Here is a 17,583-nt window from a genome sequence, read left to right as displayed (position 1 = left end):
CATAAATCGAGATATTCCCGAAGTTCACAAATACTAATAAAATAAGATTATTTTACGAATTTCGCAAATAAGACGTTATAGGAAATCAACGCAAGTCATAAGAACATTTAAGTGATTGGAGTGATTTATGTGAATCCGATATTGTTGGATTTTCCACATCAATTTACAACAGATAGATTACTCATTAGAATGCCACTTCCCGGTGATGGCAAAGTCGTTTTTGAAAGCATACAAGCATCAATTAATGAACTGAAAGATTGGTTACCATTTGCTCGTTATGAACAAAATGAGCAAAAAGTTGAAGAAAACATAAGGGAATCTCATATACAGTTCTTGAAGAGAGAAGACCTAAGGCTATTAATTTTTAATAAAGAAACGAATGAATTTGTAGGTTCATCTGGATTACATAGAATTAATTGGGCAATTCCTAAGTTTGAAATTGGATATTGGATTGATTCACGGGTTAGTGGTAAAGGGCTAATGACCGAAGGTGTTCAAGGGATAACTGATTTTGCTTTTAGAGAATTAAATGCAAGACGAATAGAAATTCGATGTGATTCTTTAAACTATAGAAGTAAAGCAATTCCAGAACGTTTGGGGTACAGATTAGAAGGAATATTAAAGAATAATAGTTTATCTACAGATGAAAGCAGTTTAAGAGATACAACGATTTTTGCAAAGACAAGGTGAAAAAAACTAGTTACTTGAATGTAGTTCGGAGAAGGCGTTGACATCCTATAACACCGTATTCACGCTGCGTCGCCTCCGGCTCCTTGGTCCGGCCGAAGCTGGAGGAAGCGGTTTCGAAGAAGATGATTCAGTAGCAGAGAAGCCAATTCAGCCGGACAACCCTGCACTGCCTAACCGCGTCGCGGCCACTCCCTTCGGTCGTTTAAGGCAGTGAGGGTTCGTGAATACAAGAACGTTATGTGAAACCAGTGCAAGTCATATTTTAAACCATAAAAGGACTGAAATCATGAGTAGACATATCATTGTTACTGGTGGAGCAATTATCAAAGATAAATTTGACCGAATCTTATTACAGAAAAGATCTGATTATGGTGATTGGGGTTTGCCAGGTGGAGGAATGAACGCTGGTGAAGCTATTGAGGAGACCATGATTAGAGAGGTGAGAGAAGAAACAGGACTAGATGTAAAGAGTTATCAGTTGTATTCAATTTATACTGGTGCAAGAATGCAATATACATACCCTGATGGCAATGAAGTAGTTTTTGTAATGTTTTTATTTAATGTCGAGGCGGAATTGGATGGTAAACTATCTGAGGACGGAAAGACGCTAATTTATAAGGATAGTAATAGTGAATCATTGAGACTAGAATTTATGAGAATTGAAGATATTAATATAGAAACAATAAATAAGGTGCAGAAACCTGTATTTATAGATTTAAAGAAGAGTAAAACCGAATTGCTTAGAAGATAGTTGGTGGTAACTCGAAGAGGGCACTGGCATCACATAACACCGCATTCACGCGGCGGGCTGACGCCCTTGGTCTGCCCGAGGCGATTTCGAGGAAGCGAATTCAGGCAGACAACCCTGCACTGGCTAAGTCTGACGACCCGTTCCCTACGGTCACTTAAGCCAGTGAGGGTTCGTGAATGCAAGAACGTTAGATGAAACCACGCTAAAGAGTATTATTGATCGTAATTCAGGGAGGATAGTAATGAATAATCTTCAACTAATCGTGGGGAAATTGTTACCGAATAAATCGAATCTATTAAATGTTCCAGCCAGTGAGATAGTAGAGCATATATGTGAGGGTATTTACCAAGAAGATTTTTATTTAGTCAGGGATAAAGAGGTTCTTTCCAAGATTCCTATATTAATTAGAGACTGTGTATTACTAATTGATTTTGATACCGAGTTAAATATGAACGGTATTTTTGGATATTTAGAAAACTCAACTGGTAAGTTCATTGATGAGACAATTGAGGTTCTAGAGAGAATAGGTGCTGTAAGAGACGCAAAAGCTCTAAATAAAATTAAGAAGAGCCTATCTAACTTCGGATTGAAGACGCACGATTTAAACACTAATCTACATAATTTGAAGGAATATCAAATCAATAACTTTATACAAACCCATGGAATTACCGATAGTGAGTTGCTTGATAGAATCCAACAAGAAGCTGAAAACTTATATATTAACAATCAGGAAGAGAATATTTTTAATAATTTGATTGACTATATTGAAGCAAACAAACAGAACTTAATTGATGAATTAAAGGAATATTTGTAAGTATCTCGAAGATGTGCGTGGCATCATCTAACACCGCATTCCCGCAGCGGGCCTTGCGGCCCTTGGTCGCCAGAAGCTATAACTGTCAGATTATTCAGGCGACACACCCGCACCACCTAACTGCATCGCAGCCAGTCGGGAACCGGCTTCGCCTCTGGCTCCGTGCTCCTTTAAGGTGGTGGGGCGTCGGGAATGCAAGAACGTTATGTGAAATTTGGCAAACCCTTAAAAACATTAAGTTTGGGAGATTCAAGATGGATATAACACTCAAGTTTGGTAGTTGGACTATTGAGATTGATCATAAAAAGACAAGTGAATACTTTAACCACGATATACCCGATGATTGCAAGTGTACTTACTGTCAGAACTATAGATTACACAGCGCATTTATGAGTAACCAACTTATGGATTTTTTTCGTGAACTGGGAATTGAACCTAGTAAAGAAGGGGAGTTTATGGAATTTGGTCCGAATGAGAAAGGGGATATCCATTATGCAGGATTTTATCATATAAAGGGCAGAATCCTTGAAGGACCGAGAAAAATAACTGAAGAATGGAATAAAGCAGAGTTAATCAAGATCGATAATTTTGAATTTGGTTTTAGCAGTGAGGATATCGCAAGTGTACCAAGAGGTTTTCCAGAACCAATTATTCAATTACATTTTGAAACCTTTATCCCTTGGAGACACGAAGAACCATATAAGTAATCGTTATGCAAGTATTTCAAAGAAGCGCCGAACATCACATAACACTGTGTTCCAGCTTCGCGGCTATCGCCGCTCGGTCTGCCCGAGGAGTTTCGAGAAGCAGATTCAGGCAGACACATCGATTACCCTAAGATAAGAGCTATCTAAGGGTAATCGACGTCAGGAACACAAGAACGTTATCTGAAAGAGTCGAAAGACATTATTAAAAACAGAAAGTGATCCCACGAAGCAAAAGGCGATATTGAACTCAAAAGAAATGGAGTGGGCTTTGTATGACTGATGTAAATCATAAGATATATACAATGTGTATGGTGCAAGAAGGATCAAAAGTTCTTCTAATGAATAGACCGGATAAATTAGGTTTTCCAGGATATATAGCACCGGGAGGTAAGGTGGATTTTCCAGAAAGTATAGTAAATGGAGCTATTCGAGAAGTAAAAGAGGAAACGGGCTTGATTGTTACTGATATTACATATAAGGGACTTCAAGAGTTCTGTGATCCAAGACAAGGACTAAGGTACATGGTATTTAATTATTTAGCTACAGAATTTGAAGGAGAATTGTTGAAAAATCCACCAGAAGGGGAATTGTTATGGGTAGAGATCAAGGATGCATTGAACTTACCTATGCAAGATTGGTTTAAACGGAGATTTCCATTATTTTTTCAGCCAGGTACATTCGAATTGAGTTATGTATGGGATGAGAAAAGTAAGAAGAAATTAGGAGAGACAATAAAGAACTATGGTGAGAGTGGTTTCAAAGAAGTCGACTCCATCAGATAACACCGCATTCACGCATCGGGCTGACGCCCTTGGTCTGCAGAGGAATTGTCGAGGAAGCGGAATCAGCAGACAACCCTGCACTGGCTAAGTCCGTTGGACCCGGCTCCCGTTGGTCGCCTTAAGCCAGTGAGGGTTCGTGAATGCAAGAACGTTATCTGAAACTGGCGGAAGGGCGGACAAGATTAAATGAAATTTAGACAAATAAATCAGAACACTGAGGAAGATTTTCAGGATCTTGAATTTGACATCGTGGAATTTCAACGAAGAGATGATAGAAACTATTTTCGTGTGTATGGTCAATACAAAGATGAAATAGTTGGTTTTGATGTATTGATAAATTCGGATCTGATACCCGGATGGGATAACGGGGATATAAATCGAGACGCCTTTTCTTTTAAGGGTATTACTTTGAAATCAATAGGAAAGGAATCGGATGCATTTCTTAAGGTCTTGTTAGAGCTTTATGGATTTAATGGTGAGTTACAGTTTGAAGACGAGATATCATTTACATGTTTTCCATTAGAAGGGGATCCAAGAAATATTGCATTTGAAGATATAAAATTTAAGGTCTTTTTTGATGATAACGATGAAATGGGATTGTATTGTGAAGCGTACATGAATGTTTCAGTTAAGAGTTATATATTTGAATTTAAAGAGAAGGATACTGAATACCGAGAGAATATATTAAGGACCCTGAGTAAGTAACTCGGGAAGCCACCAGCATCAGATAACACAGCATTCACGCATCGGGCCATTCGGCCCTCGGTCCGCGGGAGGCATTTCTAGGAAGCTGATTCAGCGGACAACCCTGCACCGACTAACCGCATCGCGGCCGCTCACTACGTTCGCTTAAGTCGGTGAGGGTTCGTGAATGCAAGAACGTTATATGAAACTCCCGAATACCAAATTCTAAATAAAAATAAGAAGGGACTAAAAACATGAAAAAAAACTTTAAACCCAAAGGATACAATTCCTTATCACCCTATTTTGTAGTGAAGGATGCTCAGAGATTTGTCGACTTGATTAAAGCAATATTTAATGCTTCTGAATTGCGACGATATGACATGCCAGACGGAACCATTATGCATATGGAGCTAATTGTTGATGATACTGTTATTATGCTGGGGGAATCCTCGTATGAATTTTCACCAACCCAATTGTTAGTACACGTTTATGTACCTGATGTTGCACCGCTGTCAATAGAATGGACACATAGAATCGAGAGGATTACGCTGCAGATCGGTACTGACGTTCGTGCTGGTTAGGTGTTTTGTAGCCGATGGATGAATGGATTCGTTTTCCGTTGTAGAAGCATGTAATATACTCAAAAATTGCTTTTTTGGCTTGCGAGCGAGTCTTGAATTTCTCCAAGTAAATGAGTTCTTTCTTTAGCACACTGTGGAAGGATTCGATGCACGCATTGTCATAGCAGTTACCCTTGCGGCTCATACTGCCTTGCATCTGGTATTTATCCAGTCGCGCTTGATAGTCAAGCGAAGCATACTGGCTGCCGCGATCAGAATGATGCAGGACGGGACCGTTAGGTCTCTGAAGGCTATAGGCCCGGTCAAGCTCTTTTAGGACAAGGTCCTTGGTCATGCGATCATCCATGTGGAATCCGACGATCTTTCGGCTGTATAAATCCATAATACTGGCCAGATAAAGCCAGCCCTCGCTTGTCGGGACATAGGTAATATCGGCCACCCATTTACTATTGGGGGCATCTGCAGAAAACTGTCGGTCCAACACATTGTCTTGAACCGGGAGATTGTGCTTGGAGTTGGTCGTTGCTTTGTATTTCTTAACGGTCCGGGATTTCAAGCCCAGTTCCTTCATGATCCGCGCAACCGTCTTTCCTGATACATGAACACCTTGCTGTTCCAGCGACTCCTTGATCTTCCGGCTACCGTACAGACGGCGGGAGTTTAAGAAAACCTGGCGGATGCACTGCTCCAACTTTTTTCGACGTGTACTCCGCTTGGTTTGCTTGTCTTTATTTTTCTGCCATGCATAGTAGCCGCTTCGAGAAACGTCAAATTGAGCACACATCTTTGCGACACGGAGCTTGAAGCGATGATCATGAATGAAGGAATAGATCAGCGCCGGTCTTTTGCAAAGTAGTGCATAGCCTTTTTTAAGATCTCGTTTTCCTCTTCCAGGTCGCGAATACGCTTCTGAAGTTCACGCGCTGCTTTCTCATCGGGCTTTAGATTTCCACTCCCAGGAAAGGCCTGTTTGCCTTCCTGTTTAAATTCTGACATCCAGCGATACAGGGTATTCTCACTGATGCCGAGCTCGCGGGCTACCTGCGCCACCGGCTTCCCTTCCTCTTGGATCATTCGGATCGTTTGTATCTTGAAGTCTCTATCGTATTTTTTCGTCATGTTCGACACCTCGAATGGATTTGATTTTATTCTCGCATTCTCGGTTCTTCGTGTCCACTTTCTAGTCTAGCAACATGTTGATGAGATATTTAATAAAGCAATAGCCTTAGGATGTCATCCTATGGAAGAACCTAAGGAAAGAGAAGGAGATCCCGATAGAAGAGGGACATTCAGAGACTATTCAGGAAACATCTGGTCAATTGGGACGCAAAAACACATTAATGAATAGTGAAAGTAACTCAAGAGGTCGGGAGCATCATATAACACCGTATTTCACGCTGCGTCGCTAACGCTCCTTGGTTCGCCCGAGGCAATTGCAATGATGTAAGGTCAGGCGAACAACCCTGCACTGGCTAAGTCTTACGACCCGCCGCTAACGCGGCTTAAGCCAGTGAGGGTTCGTGAATACAAAAACGTTATGAGAAATTCTCGCAAAACCAATTGCATAGGAGAAGTTCGATGAAGCGAATTATGATCATTGGGTCTGGTGGAGCAGGTAAATCCACTTTTGCAAGGCAACTTGGAGAAATACTACATTTTCCTGTACATCATTTAGATGCTTACTATTGGAGACCTGGATGGATACCAACACCAAATGATGAGTGGGATAATTTTCAAGAAAAGCTTGTACAGGAAGAATCGTGGATTATTGATGGAAACTATGAAAGAACACATGATATAAGAATGAAACAGGCGGATGTAATTATACTCTTAGATTTTTCAAGATGGATAACTGTTTATAGGGTAATTAAAAGAAGAATCATGTATCACGGTAAGACAAGACCAGATCTAAATGAAAACTGTCCTGAGAGTTTAGATGTTGAATTTATTAAGTGGGTCTGGAATTTTAAGAAGACAAGAATACCAGGAATTATGGAAAAGCTAATGGAATATCAAGATAAGAAGATTATAGTTTTGAAATCACCGAAGCATGTAAGAAGGCTTCTTGATAAGGTAAAGACAATTGGTGTGGGTTATTTCAGAGAAGGCGAGAACATCTCATAACACCGTATTCACGCAGCGTCGCTATCGCTCCTTGGTCCGGCCGAAGCTGGAAGAAGCAGTTACGAAGAAGTGGATTCAGTAGCAGGGAAGCCAATTCAGCCGGACAACCCTGCACTGCCTAACCGCGTCGCGGCCACTCCCTCCGGTCGTTTAAGGCAGTGAGGGTTCGTGAATACAAGAACGTTATTCGAAATCGACGAAAGAAGTGATGAAGATTAAAAGAAAGATAGTTGTAACTTGCTTATTGGCATCAATCTTAGTAAACGTTCTATTGATATTTATTTACATCAATAAAAAAGACATTAATACCCAAGTTTTAGATCAAGTTATTTTTAAGGGAATACAGAGTAATCTAATACAGCTTGAGGGTGCAATTAAATATCAAATGGAAACTGAATGGAAGAACGAATTTCATGTAACAGAAAAGTTGGACGATGTGGTGGATGGAGTTGGTCTTGCTTTTGAAGTGGCCGAAAGAACGGGACAATTAAATTATGAGGTTCAAGTAACTTTATGGCAATTATACAACTTTCTAATAAAGTACAAACAAGACACAGGTTTCCCTAATACAGAATTGACTGAACAAGAGCGCAAAGAATATATAGAGCTTGCTTCAAGGCTACGGTCTGCAGGATGGGGCTTGAATATTGATCACCAATCTGGATGGGATAGTTTTAAAGAGAAGTTAAATGATTTGCTTGGATAATTCAGTGGAGTCGTCGACTTCGTATAACACCGTGTTCCTGCTTCGCGGCTGACGCCGCTCGGTCTGCCAGAAGAATATTAAAGTAGCAGATTCAGGCAGACACATCGATTCCCCTAAGATAAGAGCTATCTAAGGGGAATCGACGTCAGGAACACAAGAACGTTATGTGAAACCTCGGTAAATGCATATGAAACCACGAAACCTTAATCTAAATCGTTAGTGGGGTGGGGTATTTGATTTCTATTAATGAAGCTCGAGAATTTATTTTGTCATTACCGGAGACAGTGGAAATTGATCATTTTGGCAAACCGTCATTCCGGATAAACAATAAGATCTTTGCTACCATACAACCGGATGGTATAACTTTAACAATTAAGACCGTTGGGGAAGATCGAACAATTTATACCACAATGGATCCGGAAACATATAGAATACCAGAAACATTTTCAAAACTAAATTACATGCACATAAATTTATATACAGCGTCACCAGAAGAGTTAAAAGGATTATTGAATAAAGCATGGAGAAGTGTTGCTCCGAAGAGAGTTGTAAAGGCTTTTGATGAGAGTAAGTTCGAAGATGACCGAGGCATTACATAACAACGCATTCAACGCGGCGGGCTAGCAGTGGAGTAAATCTGAGAAGTGAGCCCTTGGTCTGCTCGAAGAGTTTTCGAAGAAGCGTTATCAGGCAGACAAGCCTGCGAGGCTAAGTCCTAACGGACCCGGCATGTCAATCGCTTCGCTGTATCGACCGGCAACTTAAGCCTCTCGGCTTCGTGAATGCAGAAACGTTATAGGAAATCAGCGCGAAACTTAAAAAGCCAATCAAAGGAGATTATTAATGCATTTTTTGAATCTTTCTGATCTATCGGTTAACAAGATGACGGAAATATTTAATATTGCCGAAAAGCTCAAGAATAATAAGTTTGGAAAAATACTTGAAGGGAAAACTTTCGTTTTATTCTTTCCTGAATCTAGCATTAGGACTAGAGTAACATTTGAGAAAGGGATTAAGGATCTCGGCGGGGAATGTATTCTTTTTCCTCCCGAATCACTCAAGAAGAAAGAAGAACTTGCAGATGTTATTGGATATTTAAACAATTGGGTTGACGCGGTAATTGTCAGACATCCTGACTTTAATAACATGATTAGATTATCCGAACACGCATTAATTCCAATAATAAATGCAATGTCATCAGAAAATCACCCATGTGAAGTACTTTCAGACATATTTTCAATACGCGAGATTCGCCCGGATTTCAAGGAACTTACTTATACATTTGTAGGTCCAGCCGGCAATATAGTTAATTCTTGGGTTGAAATTGCAAAGGTTCTGGATCTTAAACTTTATCATGTTTGCACTACTGGCAATGAAATATGCAATGATGATCGGAACTATCATTTTTCAACTGACCTTGAAACTAAACTAGTTGGAAGTGATTTTGTACTTACAGATTCATTGCCTCTTGAATATCAAACCGATGAATATTTCTCACAGTTTCAAGTCAATTTCGAAAGAATGAAATTAACTAATGCAAATGCATTGTTAAACCCATGTCCTCCCTTTTTCAGGAATCAGGAAGTAAGCGAAGATGTCATTAACTCCAAATATTTTGTAGGCTATTCATTTAAGAAGAATCTGGTATTTGTTCAACAAGCATTAATAATTCACTGTCTGGGACTATTCAAGGAAGGCGCTGACATCCTATAACACCGCATTCACGCATTGGGCTAACGCCCTTGGTCCGCAAGGGGAATCTTGAGGAAGTAGTTTCAGCGGACAACCCTGCACCGGCTAAGATAAGAGCTATCTAAGCCGGTAAGGGTTCGTGAATGCAACAACGTTAGCTGAAACCCCGGAAAAACTAAAGAAAGAAAGTGACAAGATTATGGCTTGGGAACTTGTAAGTGTTTATGAAAGGAACAGAGAAACCCCATATACTTTTTATGTTCCTAGCTCATTAGTAATTGAAAGTTTAGCCATTGGTGATCTGGTTAAACTTATTTTTGTATCTGATGATGAACATGATGACTATTCAGGTGAACGAATGTGGGTAGAGCTAACACAGATAACAGATGAGGGATTTAAAGGAATATTGACCAATCAGCCCATTTATATTTCTGATCTTAACCTAGGAGATGAAATAGATTTTAGTGCTGATCATATTTGTGACACGTTATTGGAGGACCCAGAGGTACCTAAATGGGATTACTACTTTGACAAGAAAGTGGTGGTAACAACTGATGTATTAGAAAGAAGACTTTTCAATTTTATAATGAGGGATACACCTAGAGATGATATAGATACAGGATGGACTTTCTTCACCGGCTATGAGTCTGAAGATGCGAATGGGGACTCTGATAATTTTCAAGTTGTTTCTCTAGGGGCAGTTCTTAACATGGATGACTCAATAATAGATTTACTTGATGATGAGCCGCTTTGTGCTTATGAAAGAAACATAAAAAACAATAAGTTCTATAAAGTTCATGATTACGATTGGGATAGTTACCTTGGTGAAAGTAAGAGTTGATTGCTATTTCGATGAAGCCGGGGCATCAGCTAACACCGCATTCACGCATCGGGGCTGCCGCACCTCGGTCCGCGAGAAGCAGATTCTAAAGTAGCGGATTCAGCTGACAACCCTGCACCGGCTAAGATAAGAGCTATCTAAGCCAGTGAGGGTTCGTGAATGCACAAGCGTTAGCCGAAATTATCATAAGACATTACAAAGAAGGTGAAGGGTTGAGTCAAGGAGGAACGGATTTACCAGCAAGCAATATTATTACTGAGATTGAATCAATATTTAAAATTCTAAGAGACTATAATATACCAATTCATGAATCAAATCGATTCCTTCAATTCTATAGAGACTACCTTCTTTTAATTGAAACAGACAATTTAGCTAAACATTTTCCCGAGTTGCTTGAAGGAATGAGGGACTTTTTTGAGATAAAGTCAATTGTTTCTTCATCTGAAATACTGAGAAACTCGGATAATGAGCTGAAGCTAATGCTAGGCGGTAATAGACTTCCTTCGGAAGATACTAATTCAACAGCAAGGAATCTACAATATCAACTTTATCTTGCATCTAGATTTAGTAACTCAGCAATGAATGTGAAATGTGTTGAACCCGACTTTTCTTTTGAATATGATGGGTCAACATATTCAGTTGCTGCTAAAAGGATAACAAGCAGAAAGAAAATTCTAAAACGATTAAAGGAATCGGAGCAACAAATACTTCAATATGAACATGAAGGATTCATTGCTTTATCATTAGATAGATTATTACAAGCTGAGGATCCTTATATTGTAACCAATAACCCTGATTTAGTAACAAATGCAGCATATGAGTTGCTTATAGGATTAGTTAAAGAATTATTCCCTGCAGAATTTTTCGAATCAAGAAATAAAAGAGTTAAGGGATTAATATTAACTTTTGGAATACCTAGTTTTACTCCGATTGATTTGTCTCTTGGATATGGATTCAGTATTCAATTATTCCCATTAACTGAGGAAAACGATGAAGCTGAGTTTACAAGGATAGGGAAAATATGTGACCAATTGATGCGTTGAGGATTCGAAGAAGATGATAACTTCAGCTAACACCATATTCACGCATCGGAGCATTCGCTGCCCCTCGGTCCGCCAGATGTATTTCGGAGAAGTGAATCAGGCGGACATATCCATTCCCCTAAGATAAGAGCTATCTAAGGGGAATGGACATCGTGAATACAAGAACGTTAGGCGAAACCGCTGAAGAGCAAATACTATATTACGAAAGAAGGATAACCAAATGATTACAATTAGATTTGTATCATGTGAGGATATCCCACACATTCAATCCATAGCCCATGAAACATGGAATTTCACATATGGGGGCATTTACTCAAAAGATTTCATTCAAAATTTTCTAAGTAAAGCTTATTCTCGTGAGAACCTAATTAGATCTGTAGAAAGAGATCTTCAAAGTACTAAACGAAAATTTCTAATTGCTGAATATAATAATGAAGTCGTTGGATTTGCTCAGACAAGTCAAGTGAATGACGAGGATTATGAATTACTAAGAATCTATGTACGACCTGAATATCATAAAATTGGAATAGGAAATGGCTTCATTCAGGAATTTATTCAAGTTTTAAAGCCAATAAAGAAATTGATTGCTTGGGTAGCGAAAGAGAATCATATAGGAAGATCATTTTATGAAAAGAGCGGATTTAAAGAATCAGAAGAAAAGATCGAAACAATAGAAGGACAAAGTAAAACTCAAAAGAAATATGAATTGAAAATCACGAATGAAAGGTTGTAAGCAATTCAACGCGGCATCGCCTAACACCATATTCACGCATCGGGCCATCCGGCCCTCGGTCCGGCAGGGGGAATTCGGGGAAGCTGGATCAGTCGGACAACCCTGCACTGGCTAAGTCCGTCGGACCCGGGGCTGGCGCCCCTTAAGCCAGTGAGGGTTCGTGAATACAAGAACGTTAGGCGAAACCATCAAGATGTAAACATCCTATAAATACATTAAACTTTTTATGTCCGGCGCCAAGGAGGTGAACTTTTGTATAAGTATAGAAACACAAATCAAGACGACTTTAATATTATTGCCACGTTTCCACAGAATAAAGTTGAATTGTTTTATATGTTTCCGAGAGGGCTATTTCCTGTAAAACCTGAACAATTATATGAAGTGTCCATGACGCGCCTATTGCCTACGGTAATTGAATATTGTGATGAAATAGTAGGCTATAGCAATCTATATGACCTGGTTACTGGAGATCATTGCTGGTTAGGAAATGTAATAATTAATCCAAGATATAGGGGTAAAGGTGCAGGTAAATATCTAGTAAATTTAATGATTGAGCGAGCAAGGAAGGAATTAGAAGTTCAAGAATTAAGACTAGTTTGTCACAATACCAATACAGGAGCCCTTTTACTTTATAATAAGATAGGATTTAAACCCTTTGAAATAAAGATCATGAATGATTATGGGGGTAATGAGATTGCTGGAATTAAGATGAAGAAAGAAATTTTGTAAGTAACTCAGGATGGCTTCGCCTAACAGCGTGTTCCTGCTTCGCGGCTGACGCCGCTCGGTCTGCCAGAGGAATATCAAGGAAGCGAATTCAGGCAGACACATCGATTCCCCTAAGATAAGAGCTATCTAAAGGGAATCGTCGTCAGGAACACAAGAATGATGAAATCAGCCAAAGAATAAAAAATTAAATATCACGGGAGGTAGACGTATATGGCTCTTACCGAGAAGAAAATGATGGATTCCAAGAATGGTTTAGAACTTCAGGATATTAGAAACGAACAAATTCATATGGTTTGTTTTAAGGGTTCAGATTTTCATGGTATAGACATGAGGGATACTTCTCTGGCGCATACGAATTTTGTTAACTCGAAGTGGGAGCACATTTACTTTTCTAATGTACATATAAATATGATTCAGATGGGTGGAACTTTATTCGAGAACATAGTTCGTCCTGAAGCAAAGGTTAGTCACTTAAATGAAGAGCCTGGAACTGACGGATGGGTTAATGTTGAGCCTGTAATATTTAAGAAGAGTGACTTGAGTACAGCAATATTTGATACTTGCAATTTAAGCAATGTTGAGCTTAAAAACTCTAATATTGAAGGAATGAAAATTGATGGAATACTTATTAAAGACTTAATAGAACAGTATAGAAAAGCTGTTTGTGAGTAATTCGAGGAAGTGGCTGACTTCATATAACACCGCATTCACGCATCGGAGCTAACGCCCATTGGTCCGCGAGAAGTATCTTCTAAAGTAGCGGATTCAGCGGACAACCCTGCACCAGCTAAGATAAGAGCTATCTAAGCCGGTGAGGGTTCGTGAATGCAAGAACGTTATCGGAAATTACTGTAATACATAAATAAAACCAAAAAGGAATATACAATGGACACTGTACAATTAATTGAATGGTCCGAAAGGAACCAAGTAGTCTCAAGGACTGAAAGTGGATTCCGAAATTACTTGAATAATTGGAAGAAAGAGCACAGAGCCGAGTTTTATGATACCTTTATGGGGAATTCTAATCTTAAATTAATCAAGACAGAACTGCGGTCCATTCAATTAACACATAGTAATTGCTACTTAGATCTGGTCAACTGTAATCTTAACGTCCTGTATCTTGGCAGCAATATAGGAGAATATAGAATGATGTTTAATTTGAATGGGGAAGTTGAGGATGATGTTTTACAGTTCGATAGATTTAGTAAGGAGACAATAAGAGAAGGAACAATAAAAGTGAAAATTATTTTAAATGCAATAAATGAAGGCCTTGGAATGAATACCATTGCAAGAATAATTGAAATTGATGAAGAACTTATAAGACCATTTTTTGAGAGTTAATTCAAGATGACAGTAACATCCGATAACACCGCATTCACGCGGCGGGCTGACGCCTTTGGTCTGCAGAGGAATTTTCGAGAAAGCGGAATCAGCAGGCAACCCTGCACTGGCTAAGTCCGACCTGGCTCCCGTTGGTCGCCTTAAGCCAGTGAGGGTTCGTGAATGCAAGAACGTTATAGGAAATCAGCGCAAATAAATAAAGCAACATTAAAGGGTGGTATTATTGGACTTATTACAAAAAAGATTGTGGAATGCGAACCACAAAAAACTGACAAGCATCATTACACGTCCTTCAGAACACAACACGGCCGTTAACTTATTTTTAATTAATCATAGTTTGTTGCATTCATCAAAAATGAGTAATTCAACGACTACAACTTTGGAAGATGAATTGTTTAAGGATTTAAAGGAAGTTACAGTTCGGGAATACCCTGTTTTAGCGCCAGATACAAGGAATTCCATTGCCTGGCATATATGGCATATCACTCGAATAGAGGATATGACAATGAATGTATTGGTAAATGGTGCAGAGCAGATTTTTCATTTGGGTTCTTGGCACAAGAAACTTAAGGTGAATTATGTTCATTCAGGTAATGAAATGACGGAGAATGAGGTCTCTGACCTAAGTACCAATATTGATATTTCTGAATTATTGTCATACCGAGTAGATGTTGGACAAAAAACTCGAGATATTGTTTCTAATTTACAACCTGGAGATTTTAAACGAAAGGTTGAACCGGAGAGATTAAAATTACTTGAAGAACAATTTGCTGTTAAAAAAGAATCGGCATGGCTGCTTGAATATTGGGGAAGGAAGACAGTAGCTGGATTAATTCTTATGCCGGCAACGAGGCATCTCTTCTTACATTTAAACAAATCAGTTCGAATTAAACAAAAGATTCAAGAAAACAAGAAGTCTCAGCATATCGAGGAAGGCGCTGACATCCTATAACACCGCATTCACGCATCGGGGCTATCGCCCTCGGTCCGCAAGAGGCATTTCCAAAAGCGGCTAAATTAGCGGACAACCCTGCACTGTCTAACCGCGTCGCGGCCGTTCCCTTCGGTCACTTAAGCCAGTGAGGGTTCGTGAATGCCTGAACGTTAGGTGAAATCGTAATATGACATATATAAAAACCTAAGGAGAGCTAAGAATGCCTAATAAATCAAGAATATTTAGTTGGATTACTATCTATAATTCTAGGTATATTCACTGCAGTATTTTATTACAACATAAACAAAACTTATATAGTTGGCGAATTACCGGATGATATTATCCGTCGGATATATGAAAGTGCTGACGGCAAGAAAAATGTTACAAATATACAAATTCAGCAAAACAAGAAAATTGGTAAGTATCTTGTTTTTTTGTATACATATGATTATAAAAATATGGGTGAATCAAACGATTATATAATGATGAAGAACATGAAAATAAATACAAAGTACATGCAGCAGGAAAATTGGCATTTAAATTTAAAAATAGTAAACACAATAAAGGATTACAATATCTCATGTTAGATGGGTATCTTATAATGAGTGGAATTGTAAACCAAGAAGATGCAGACACATTTGAAATTGCTTCTGGAAATTCAAGAATAACCGTCAGGTATGATAAAAATAAATATTTTATCAATGAATATGTCTTAGGTAATCCCAATGAAATGAAGATAACACCTATAGTTGAACACCCTCTTAGAATCTTTTGAAGATTACTCAATGATGACCTCGACATCCGATAACACCGTATTCACGCTGCGGGAGCTACAATCTGCCCCCTTGGTCCGGTGACTTAGCGCTCCGGACACATCCGCACTGGCTAAGTCCGTCGGACCCGCTCGCTGTCGCTCACTTAAGCCAGTGGGACGTCGTGAACACAAGAACGTTGTATTTGGCAAACCAAAAGTGCTGAGTTTTGCAGCGATGAATTTTGCCTATATGCAGCAAAAAGTGAAGTTTATGCATAGGTTTGACATGGAGCCTCTATGGGCATGATTCCTTGCGAAGGGGCGAAGCCACAGGCTTCGCAGATGCTAGTAAGCCTATCATGCCCACCTCTCCATATCAAACCAGTTACTTTTTACTGCATAATCAATGGCTGCAAAACTAGGCACTTGTACTTTGCAATAAACAGAACGTTATTCGAAACCTCTGGAAAACCATAAAATCAGGAGAAATTCTTGTTATGAATAGAGCAAAGTTACTCTTTAATACTTCTTTACTTATTTGTTAATAATAATAGTTCTGCTGATTAGTGGTGGCATTATTGGTACACAGATAAAATCATCACTCTCAATCAGTGAACTATTTGGCTTTTCTAATGAAGAGTATATTTTGGAAGAAAGATTTGATTATAGTGATGACATTATTGATTACTTTGCTGAACCGGATAATTATTCAGCTGAGTTGTATTATGAACTAGATCGAGAACAGTTGAGAGGGTGGAACTACCCAGAACCTTTCTCATTATATACTGGATTAATTCTTTTGGTACTATCGATATCTTTGGTTATCAAGAATATAGTTAAATTAAAGAAAAAGTCTTTTAGAATAATTATTGTATGTCTCTTTACGTTGATATTTTTTATTCTATGTTGATTTGGTCTTTCGAAGAAGCTGATTCAGCGGACAACCCTGCACCGGCTAAGATAAGAGCTATCTAAGCCGGTGAGGGTTCGTGAATGCAAGAATGTTATGAGATATCTCTGCAAAACATCAGAGAGGAGTAGAAACAGTGAAGTCTGATTTATCTTTACATTCTGAAAGATTGACATATAGGCAGACAGTTTCCTGTGATCTTGATACAGTATTATCAATCGAGAATGATAGTGAAAACATCAGATACATCATTCCTTGGTCAAAGGATCAACATGTTAAGACATTAAATGATCCAGACAAGAAGCACATAATCATAGAAGATAAAGATAAAAAATTAGTTGGATATATTATTTTGGCAGGTCTTAACAGCCTCCATGATAATGTTGAGTTAATTCGAATTACAATTTCAGAGAAGTCTAAAGGGTATGGAAAAGAAGCATTGAACACAATTTTGAAATACATATTTGAATACCTTCACGCACATCGTCTATGGCTCGATGTAAAGGAATATAACGAAAGAGCAAAGCACATTTACTTATCTTTAGGGTTCAAACAGGAAGGGATATTAAGAGAATGTATTAAGAACGGGGACAAGTTCGAATCACTGATCATAATGTCAATACTAAAGCACGAATTTAGCGAACTCGAAGAAGGCAGAGACATCTCATAACACCGTGTTCCAGCTTCGCCGCTGTCGCCGCTCGGTCTGCCCGAGGGATTTCAAGGAAGCGAATTCAGGCAGACACATCGATTCCCCTAAGATAAGA

General features: G+C 38.9%; 21 protein-coding genes. 20 read left to right on the top strand and 1 reads right to left on the bottom strand.

Annotated features, from left to right (window positions below; translation table 11 throughout):
* Positions 1-129 precede the first annotated feature (129 nt).
* The 7 genes from KZ483_RS17305 (at position 130) to KZ483_RS17275 (ending at position 5,009) form a co-directional block, all read left to right on the top strand.
* Complete coding sequence (locus KZ483_RS17305) at positions 130-690, top strand: GNAT family N-acetyltransferase (protein WP_220348732.1); 561 nt, start codon at positions 130-132, stop codon at positions 688-690.
* Positions 691-910: 220 nt separating this feature from the next.
* The gene (locus KZ483_RS17300) at positions 911-1,441 is read left to right on the top strand and encodes an NUDIX domain-containing protein (RefSeq protein ID WP_309568591.1); all 531 of its coding nucleotides are present in this window, start codon (positions 911-913) and stop codon (positions 1,439-1,441) included.
* Positions 1,442-1,682: 241 nt separating this feature from the next.
* Positions 1,683-2,255 carry a DMP19 family protein gene (locus KZ483_RS17295; protein ID WP_220348731.1) on the top strand — a complete coding sequence of 191 codons (573 nt, stop codon included), beginning with the start codon at positions 1,683-1,685 and terminating at the stop codon, positions 2,253-2,255.
* A 254-nt stretch (positions 2,256-2,509) separates the two neighbouring features.
* Entirely contained in the window at positions 2,510-2,962 is a 453-nt protein-coding gene (locus KZ483_RS17290) for a hypothetical protein (RefSeq protein WP_220348730.1), read from the top strand.
* Between the two features lie 272 nt (positions 2,963-3,234).
* On the top strand, positions 3,235-3,744 hold the full coding sequence (locus KZ483_RS17285) for an 8-oxo-dGTP diphosphatase (RefSeq protein WP_220348729.1): 510 nt from the start codon (positions 3,235-3,237) through the stop codon (positions 3,742-3,744).
* 186 nt (positions 3,745-3,930) lie between these two features.
* Complete coding sequence (locus tag KZ483_RS17280; RefSeq protein WP_220348728.1) at positions 3,931-4,449, top strand: hypothetical protein; 519 nt, start codon at positions 3,931-3,933, stop codon at positions 4,447-4,449.
* A 233-nt stretch (positions 4,450-4,682) separates the two neighbouring features.
* Entirely contained in the window at positions 4,683-5,009 is a 327-nt protein-coding gene (locus tag KZ483_RS17275) for a VOC family protein (RefSeq protein WP_220348727.1), read from the top strand.
* Here KZ483_RS17275 and KZ483_RS17270 read toward each other — a convergent pair.
* Positions 4,972-6,128 (bottom strand): IS3 family transposase gene (locus KZ483_RS17270; protein WP_258881303.1). Its coding sequence is split into 2 segments (ribosomal slippage): positions 4,972-5,870 and positions 5,870-6,128, totalling 1,158 coding nucleotides; the frame shifts between segments, so codons are not numbered across the junction. The genes KZ483_RS17275 and KZ483_RS17270 overlap by 38 nt on opposite strands.
* 459 nt (positions 6,129-6,587) lie before the next feature.
* Between KZ483_RS17270 and KZ483_RS17265 the strand changes: the two genes are divergently transcribed.
* From KZ483_RS17265 to KZ483_RS17205, 13 genes are all read left to right on the top strand, one after another.
* Positions 6,588-7,133, top strand: coding sequence for a DNA topology modulation protein (locus KZ483_RS17265; protein ID WP_220348725.1), 546 nt, complete (start codon positions 6,588-6,590; stop codon positions 7,131-7,133).
* Positions 7,134-7,338: 205 nt separating this feature from the next.
* Complete coding sequence (locus tag KZ483_RS17260) at positions 7,339-7,839, top strand: hypothetical protein (RefSeq protein WP_220348724.1); 501 nt, start codon at positions 7,339-7,341, stop codon at positions 7,837-7,839.
* Positions 7,840-8,063: 224 nt separating this feature from the next.
* On the top strand, positions 8,064-8,438 hold the full coding sequence (locus KZ483_RS17255) for an MmcQ/YjbR family DNA-binding protein (protein WP_258881302.1): 375 nt from the start codon (positions 8,064-8,066) through the stop codon (positions 8,436-8,438).
* A 244-nt stretch (positions 8,439-8,682) separates the two neighbouring features.
* Positions 8,683-9,552 carry an ornithine carbamoyltransferase gene (locus KZ483_RS17250; RefSeq protein WP_220348723.1) on the top strand — a complete coding sequence of 290 codons (870 nt, stop codon included), beginning with the start codon at positions 8,683-8,685 and terminating at the stop codon, positions 9,550-9,552.
* A 178-nt stretch (positions 9,553-9,730) separates the two neighbouring features.
* A complete protein-coding gene (locus KZ483_RS17245) occupies positions 9,731-10,372 on the top strand; it encodes an immunity protein Imm33 domain-containing protein (RefSeq protein ID WP_220353504.1) in 642 nt (213 codons plus the stop codon).
* 155 nt (positions 10,373-10,527) lie between these two features.
* Positions 10,528-11,415: a hypothetical protein gene (locus KZ483_RS17240; protein ID WP_220348722.1), complete on the top strand. Its 888-nt coding sequence runs from the start codon at positions 10,528-10,530 to the stop codon at positions 11,413-11,415.
* A gap of 220 nt (positions 11,416-11,635) precedes the next feature.
* On the top strand, positions 11,636-12,148 hold the full coding sequence (locus KZ483_RS17235) for a GNAT family N-acetyltransferase (protein ID WP_220348721.1): 513 nt from the start codon (positions 11,636-11,638) through the stop codon (positions 12,146-12,148).
* A gap of 252 nt (positions 12,149-12,400) precedes the next feature.
* Positions 12,401-12,877: a GNAT family N-acetyltransferase gene (locus KZ483_RS17230; RefSeq protein ID WP_220348720.1), complete on the top strand. Its 477-nt coding sequence runs from the start codon at positions 12,401-12,403 to the stop codon at positions 12,875-12,877.
* Positions 12,878-13,087: 210 nt separating this feature from the next.
* Positions 13,088-13,549, top strand: coding sequence for a pentapeptide repeat-containing protein (locus KZ483_RS17225; protein ID WP_220348719.1), 462 nt, complete (start codon positions 13,088-13,090; stop codon positions 13,547-13,549).
* A 474-nt stretch (positions 13,550-14,023) separates the two neighbouring features.
* On the top strand, positions 14,024-14,218 hold the full coding sequence (locus KZ483_RS17220; RefSeq protein ID WP_220348718.1) for a hypothetical protein: 195 nt from the start codon (positions 14,024-14,026) through the stop codon (positions 14,216-14,218).
* 223 nt (positions 14,219-14,441) lie between these two features.
* Positions 14,442-15,170, top strand: a complete 729-nt coding sequence (locus tag KZ483_RS17215; protein WP_220348717.1) for a DinB family protein — start codon at positions 14,442-14,444, stop codon at positions 15,168-15,170.
* Between the two features lie 511 nt (positions 15,171-15,681).
* Entirely contained in the window at positions 15,682-15,927 is a 246-nt protein-coding gene (locus KZ483_RS17210; protein WP_220348716.1) for a hypothetical protein, read from the top strand.
* Positions 15,928-16,952: 1,025 nt separating this feature from the next.
* The gene (locus tag KZ483_RS17205) at positions 16,953-17,486 is read left to right on the top strand and encodes a GNAT family N-acetyltransferase (RefSeq protein ID WP_220348714.1); all 534 of its coding nucleotides are present in this window, start codon (positions 16,953-16,955) and stop codon (positions 17,484-17,486) included.
* The last annotated feature ends 97 nt before the right edge of the window (positions 17,487-17,583 follow it).

Source organism: Paenibacillus sp. sptzw28 (assembly GCF_019550795.1).
Classification (GTDB): Bacteria; Bacillota; Bacilli; order Paenibacillales; family Paenibacillaceae; genus Paenibacillus_Z.
Note: the sequence above shows the minus strand (reverse complement) of the source record. Positions and strands in the feature narration are given on the sequence as shown.

Bases quoted from the DNA above. Each gene is read 5' to 3' on its own strand.
- KZ483_RS17235 (WP_220348721.1), top strand. From the start codon at position 11,636: ATGATTACAATTAGATTTGTATCATGTGAGGATATCCCACACATTCAA.
- KZ483_RS17225 (WP_220348719.1), top strand. From the start codon at position 13,088: ATGGCTCTTACCGAGAAGAAAATGATGGATTCCAAGAATGGTTTAGAA.
- KZ483_RS17285 (WP_220348729.1), top strand. From the start codon at position 3,235: ATGACTGATGTAAATCATAAGATATATACAATGTGTATGGTGCAAGAA.
- KZ483_RS17245 (WP_220353504.1), top strand. From the start codon at position 9,731: ATGGCTTGGGAACTTGTAAGTGTTTATGAAAGGAACAGAGAAACCCCA.
- KZ483_RS17220 (WP_220348718.1), top strand. From the start codon at position 14,024: ATGATGTTTAATTTGAATGGGGAAGTTGAGGATGATGTTTTACAGTTC.
- KZ483_RS17290 (WP_220348730.1), top strand. From the start codon at position 2,510: ATGGATATAACACTCAAGTTTGGTAGTTGGACTATTGAGATTGATCAT.
- KZ483_RS17280 (WP_220348728.1), top strand. From the start codon at position 3,931: ATGAAATTTAGACAAATAAATCAGAACACTGAGGAAGATTTTCAGGAT.
- KZ483_RS17250 (WP_220348723.1), top strand. From the start codon at position 8,683: ATGCATTTTTTGAATCTTTCTGATCTATCGGTTAACAAGATGACGGAA.
- KZ483_RS17265 (WP_220348725.1), top strand. From the start codon at position 6,588: ATGAAGCGAATTATGATCATTGGGTCTGGTGGAGCAGGTAAATCCACT.
- KZ483_RS17275 (WP_220348727.1), top strand. From the start codon at position 4,683: ATGAAAAAAAACTTTAAACCCAAAGGATACAATTCCTTATCACCCTAT.
- KZ483_RS17295 (WP_220348731.1), top strand. From the start codon at position 1,683: ATGAATAATCTTCAACTAATCGTGGGGAAATTGTTACCGAATAAATCG.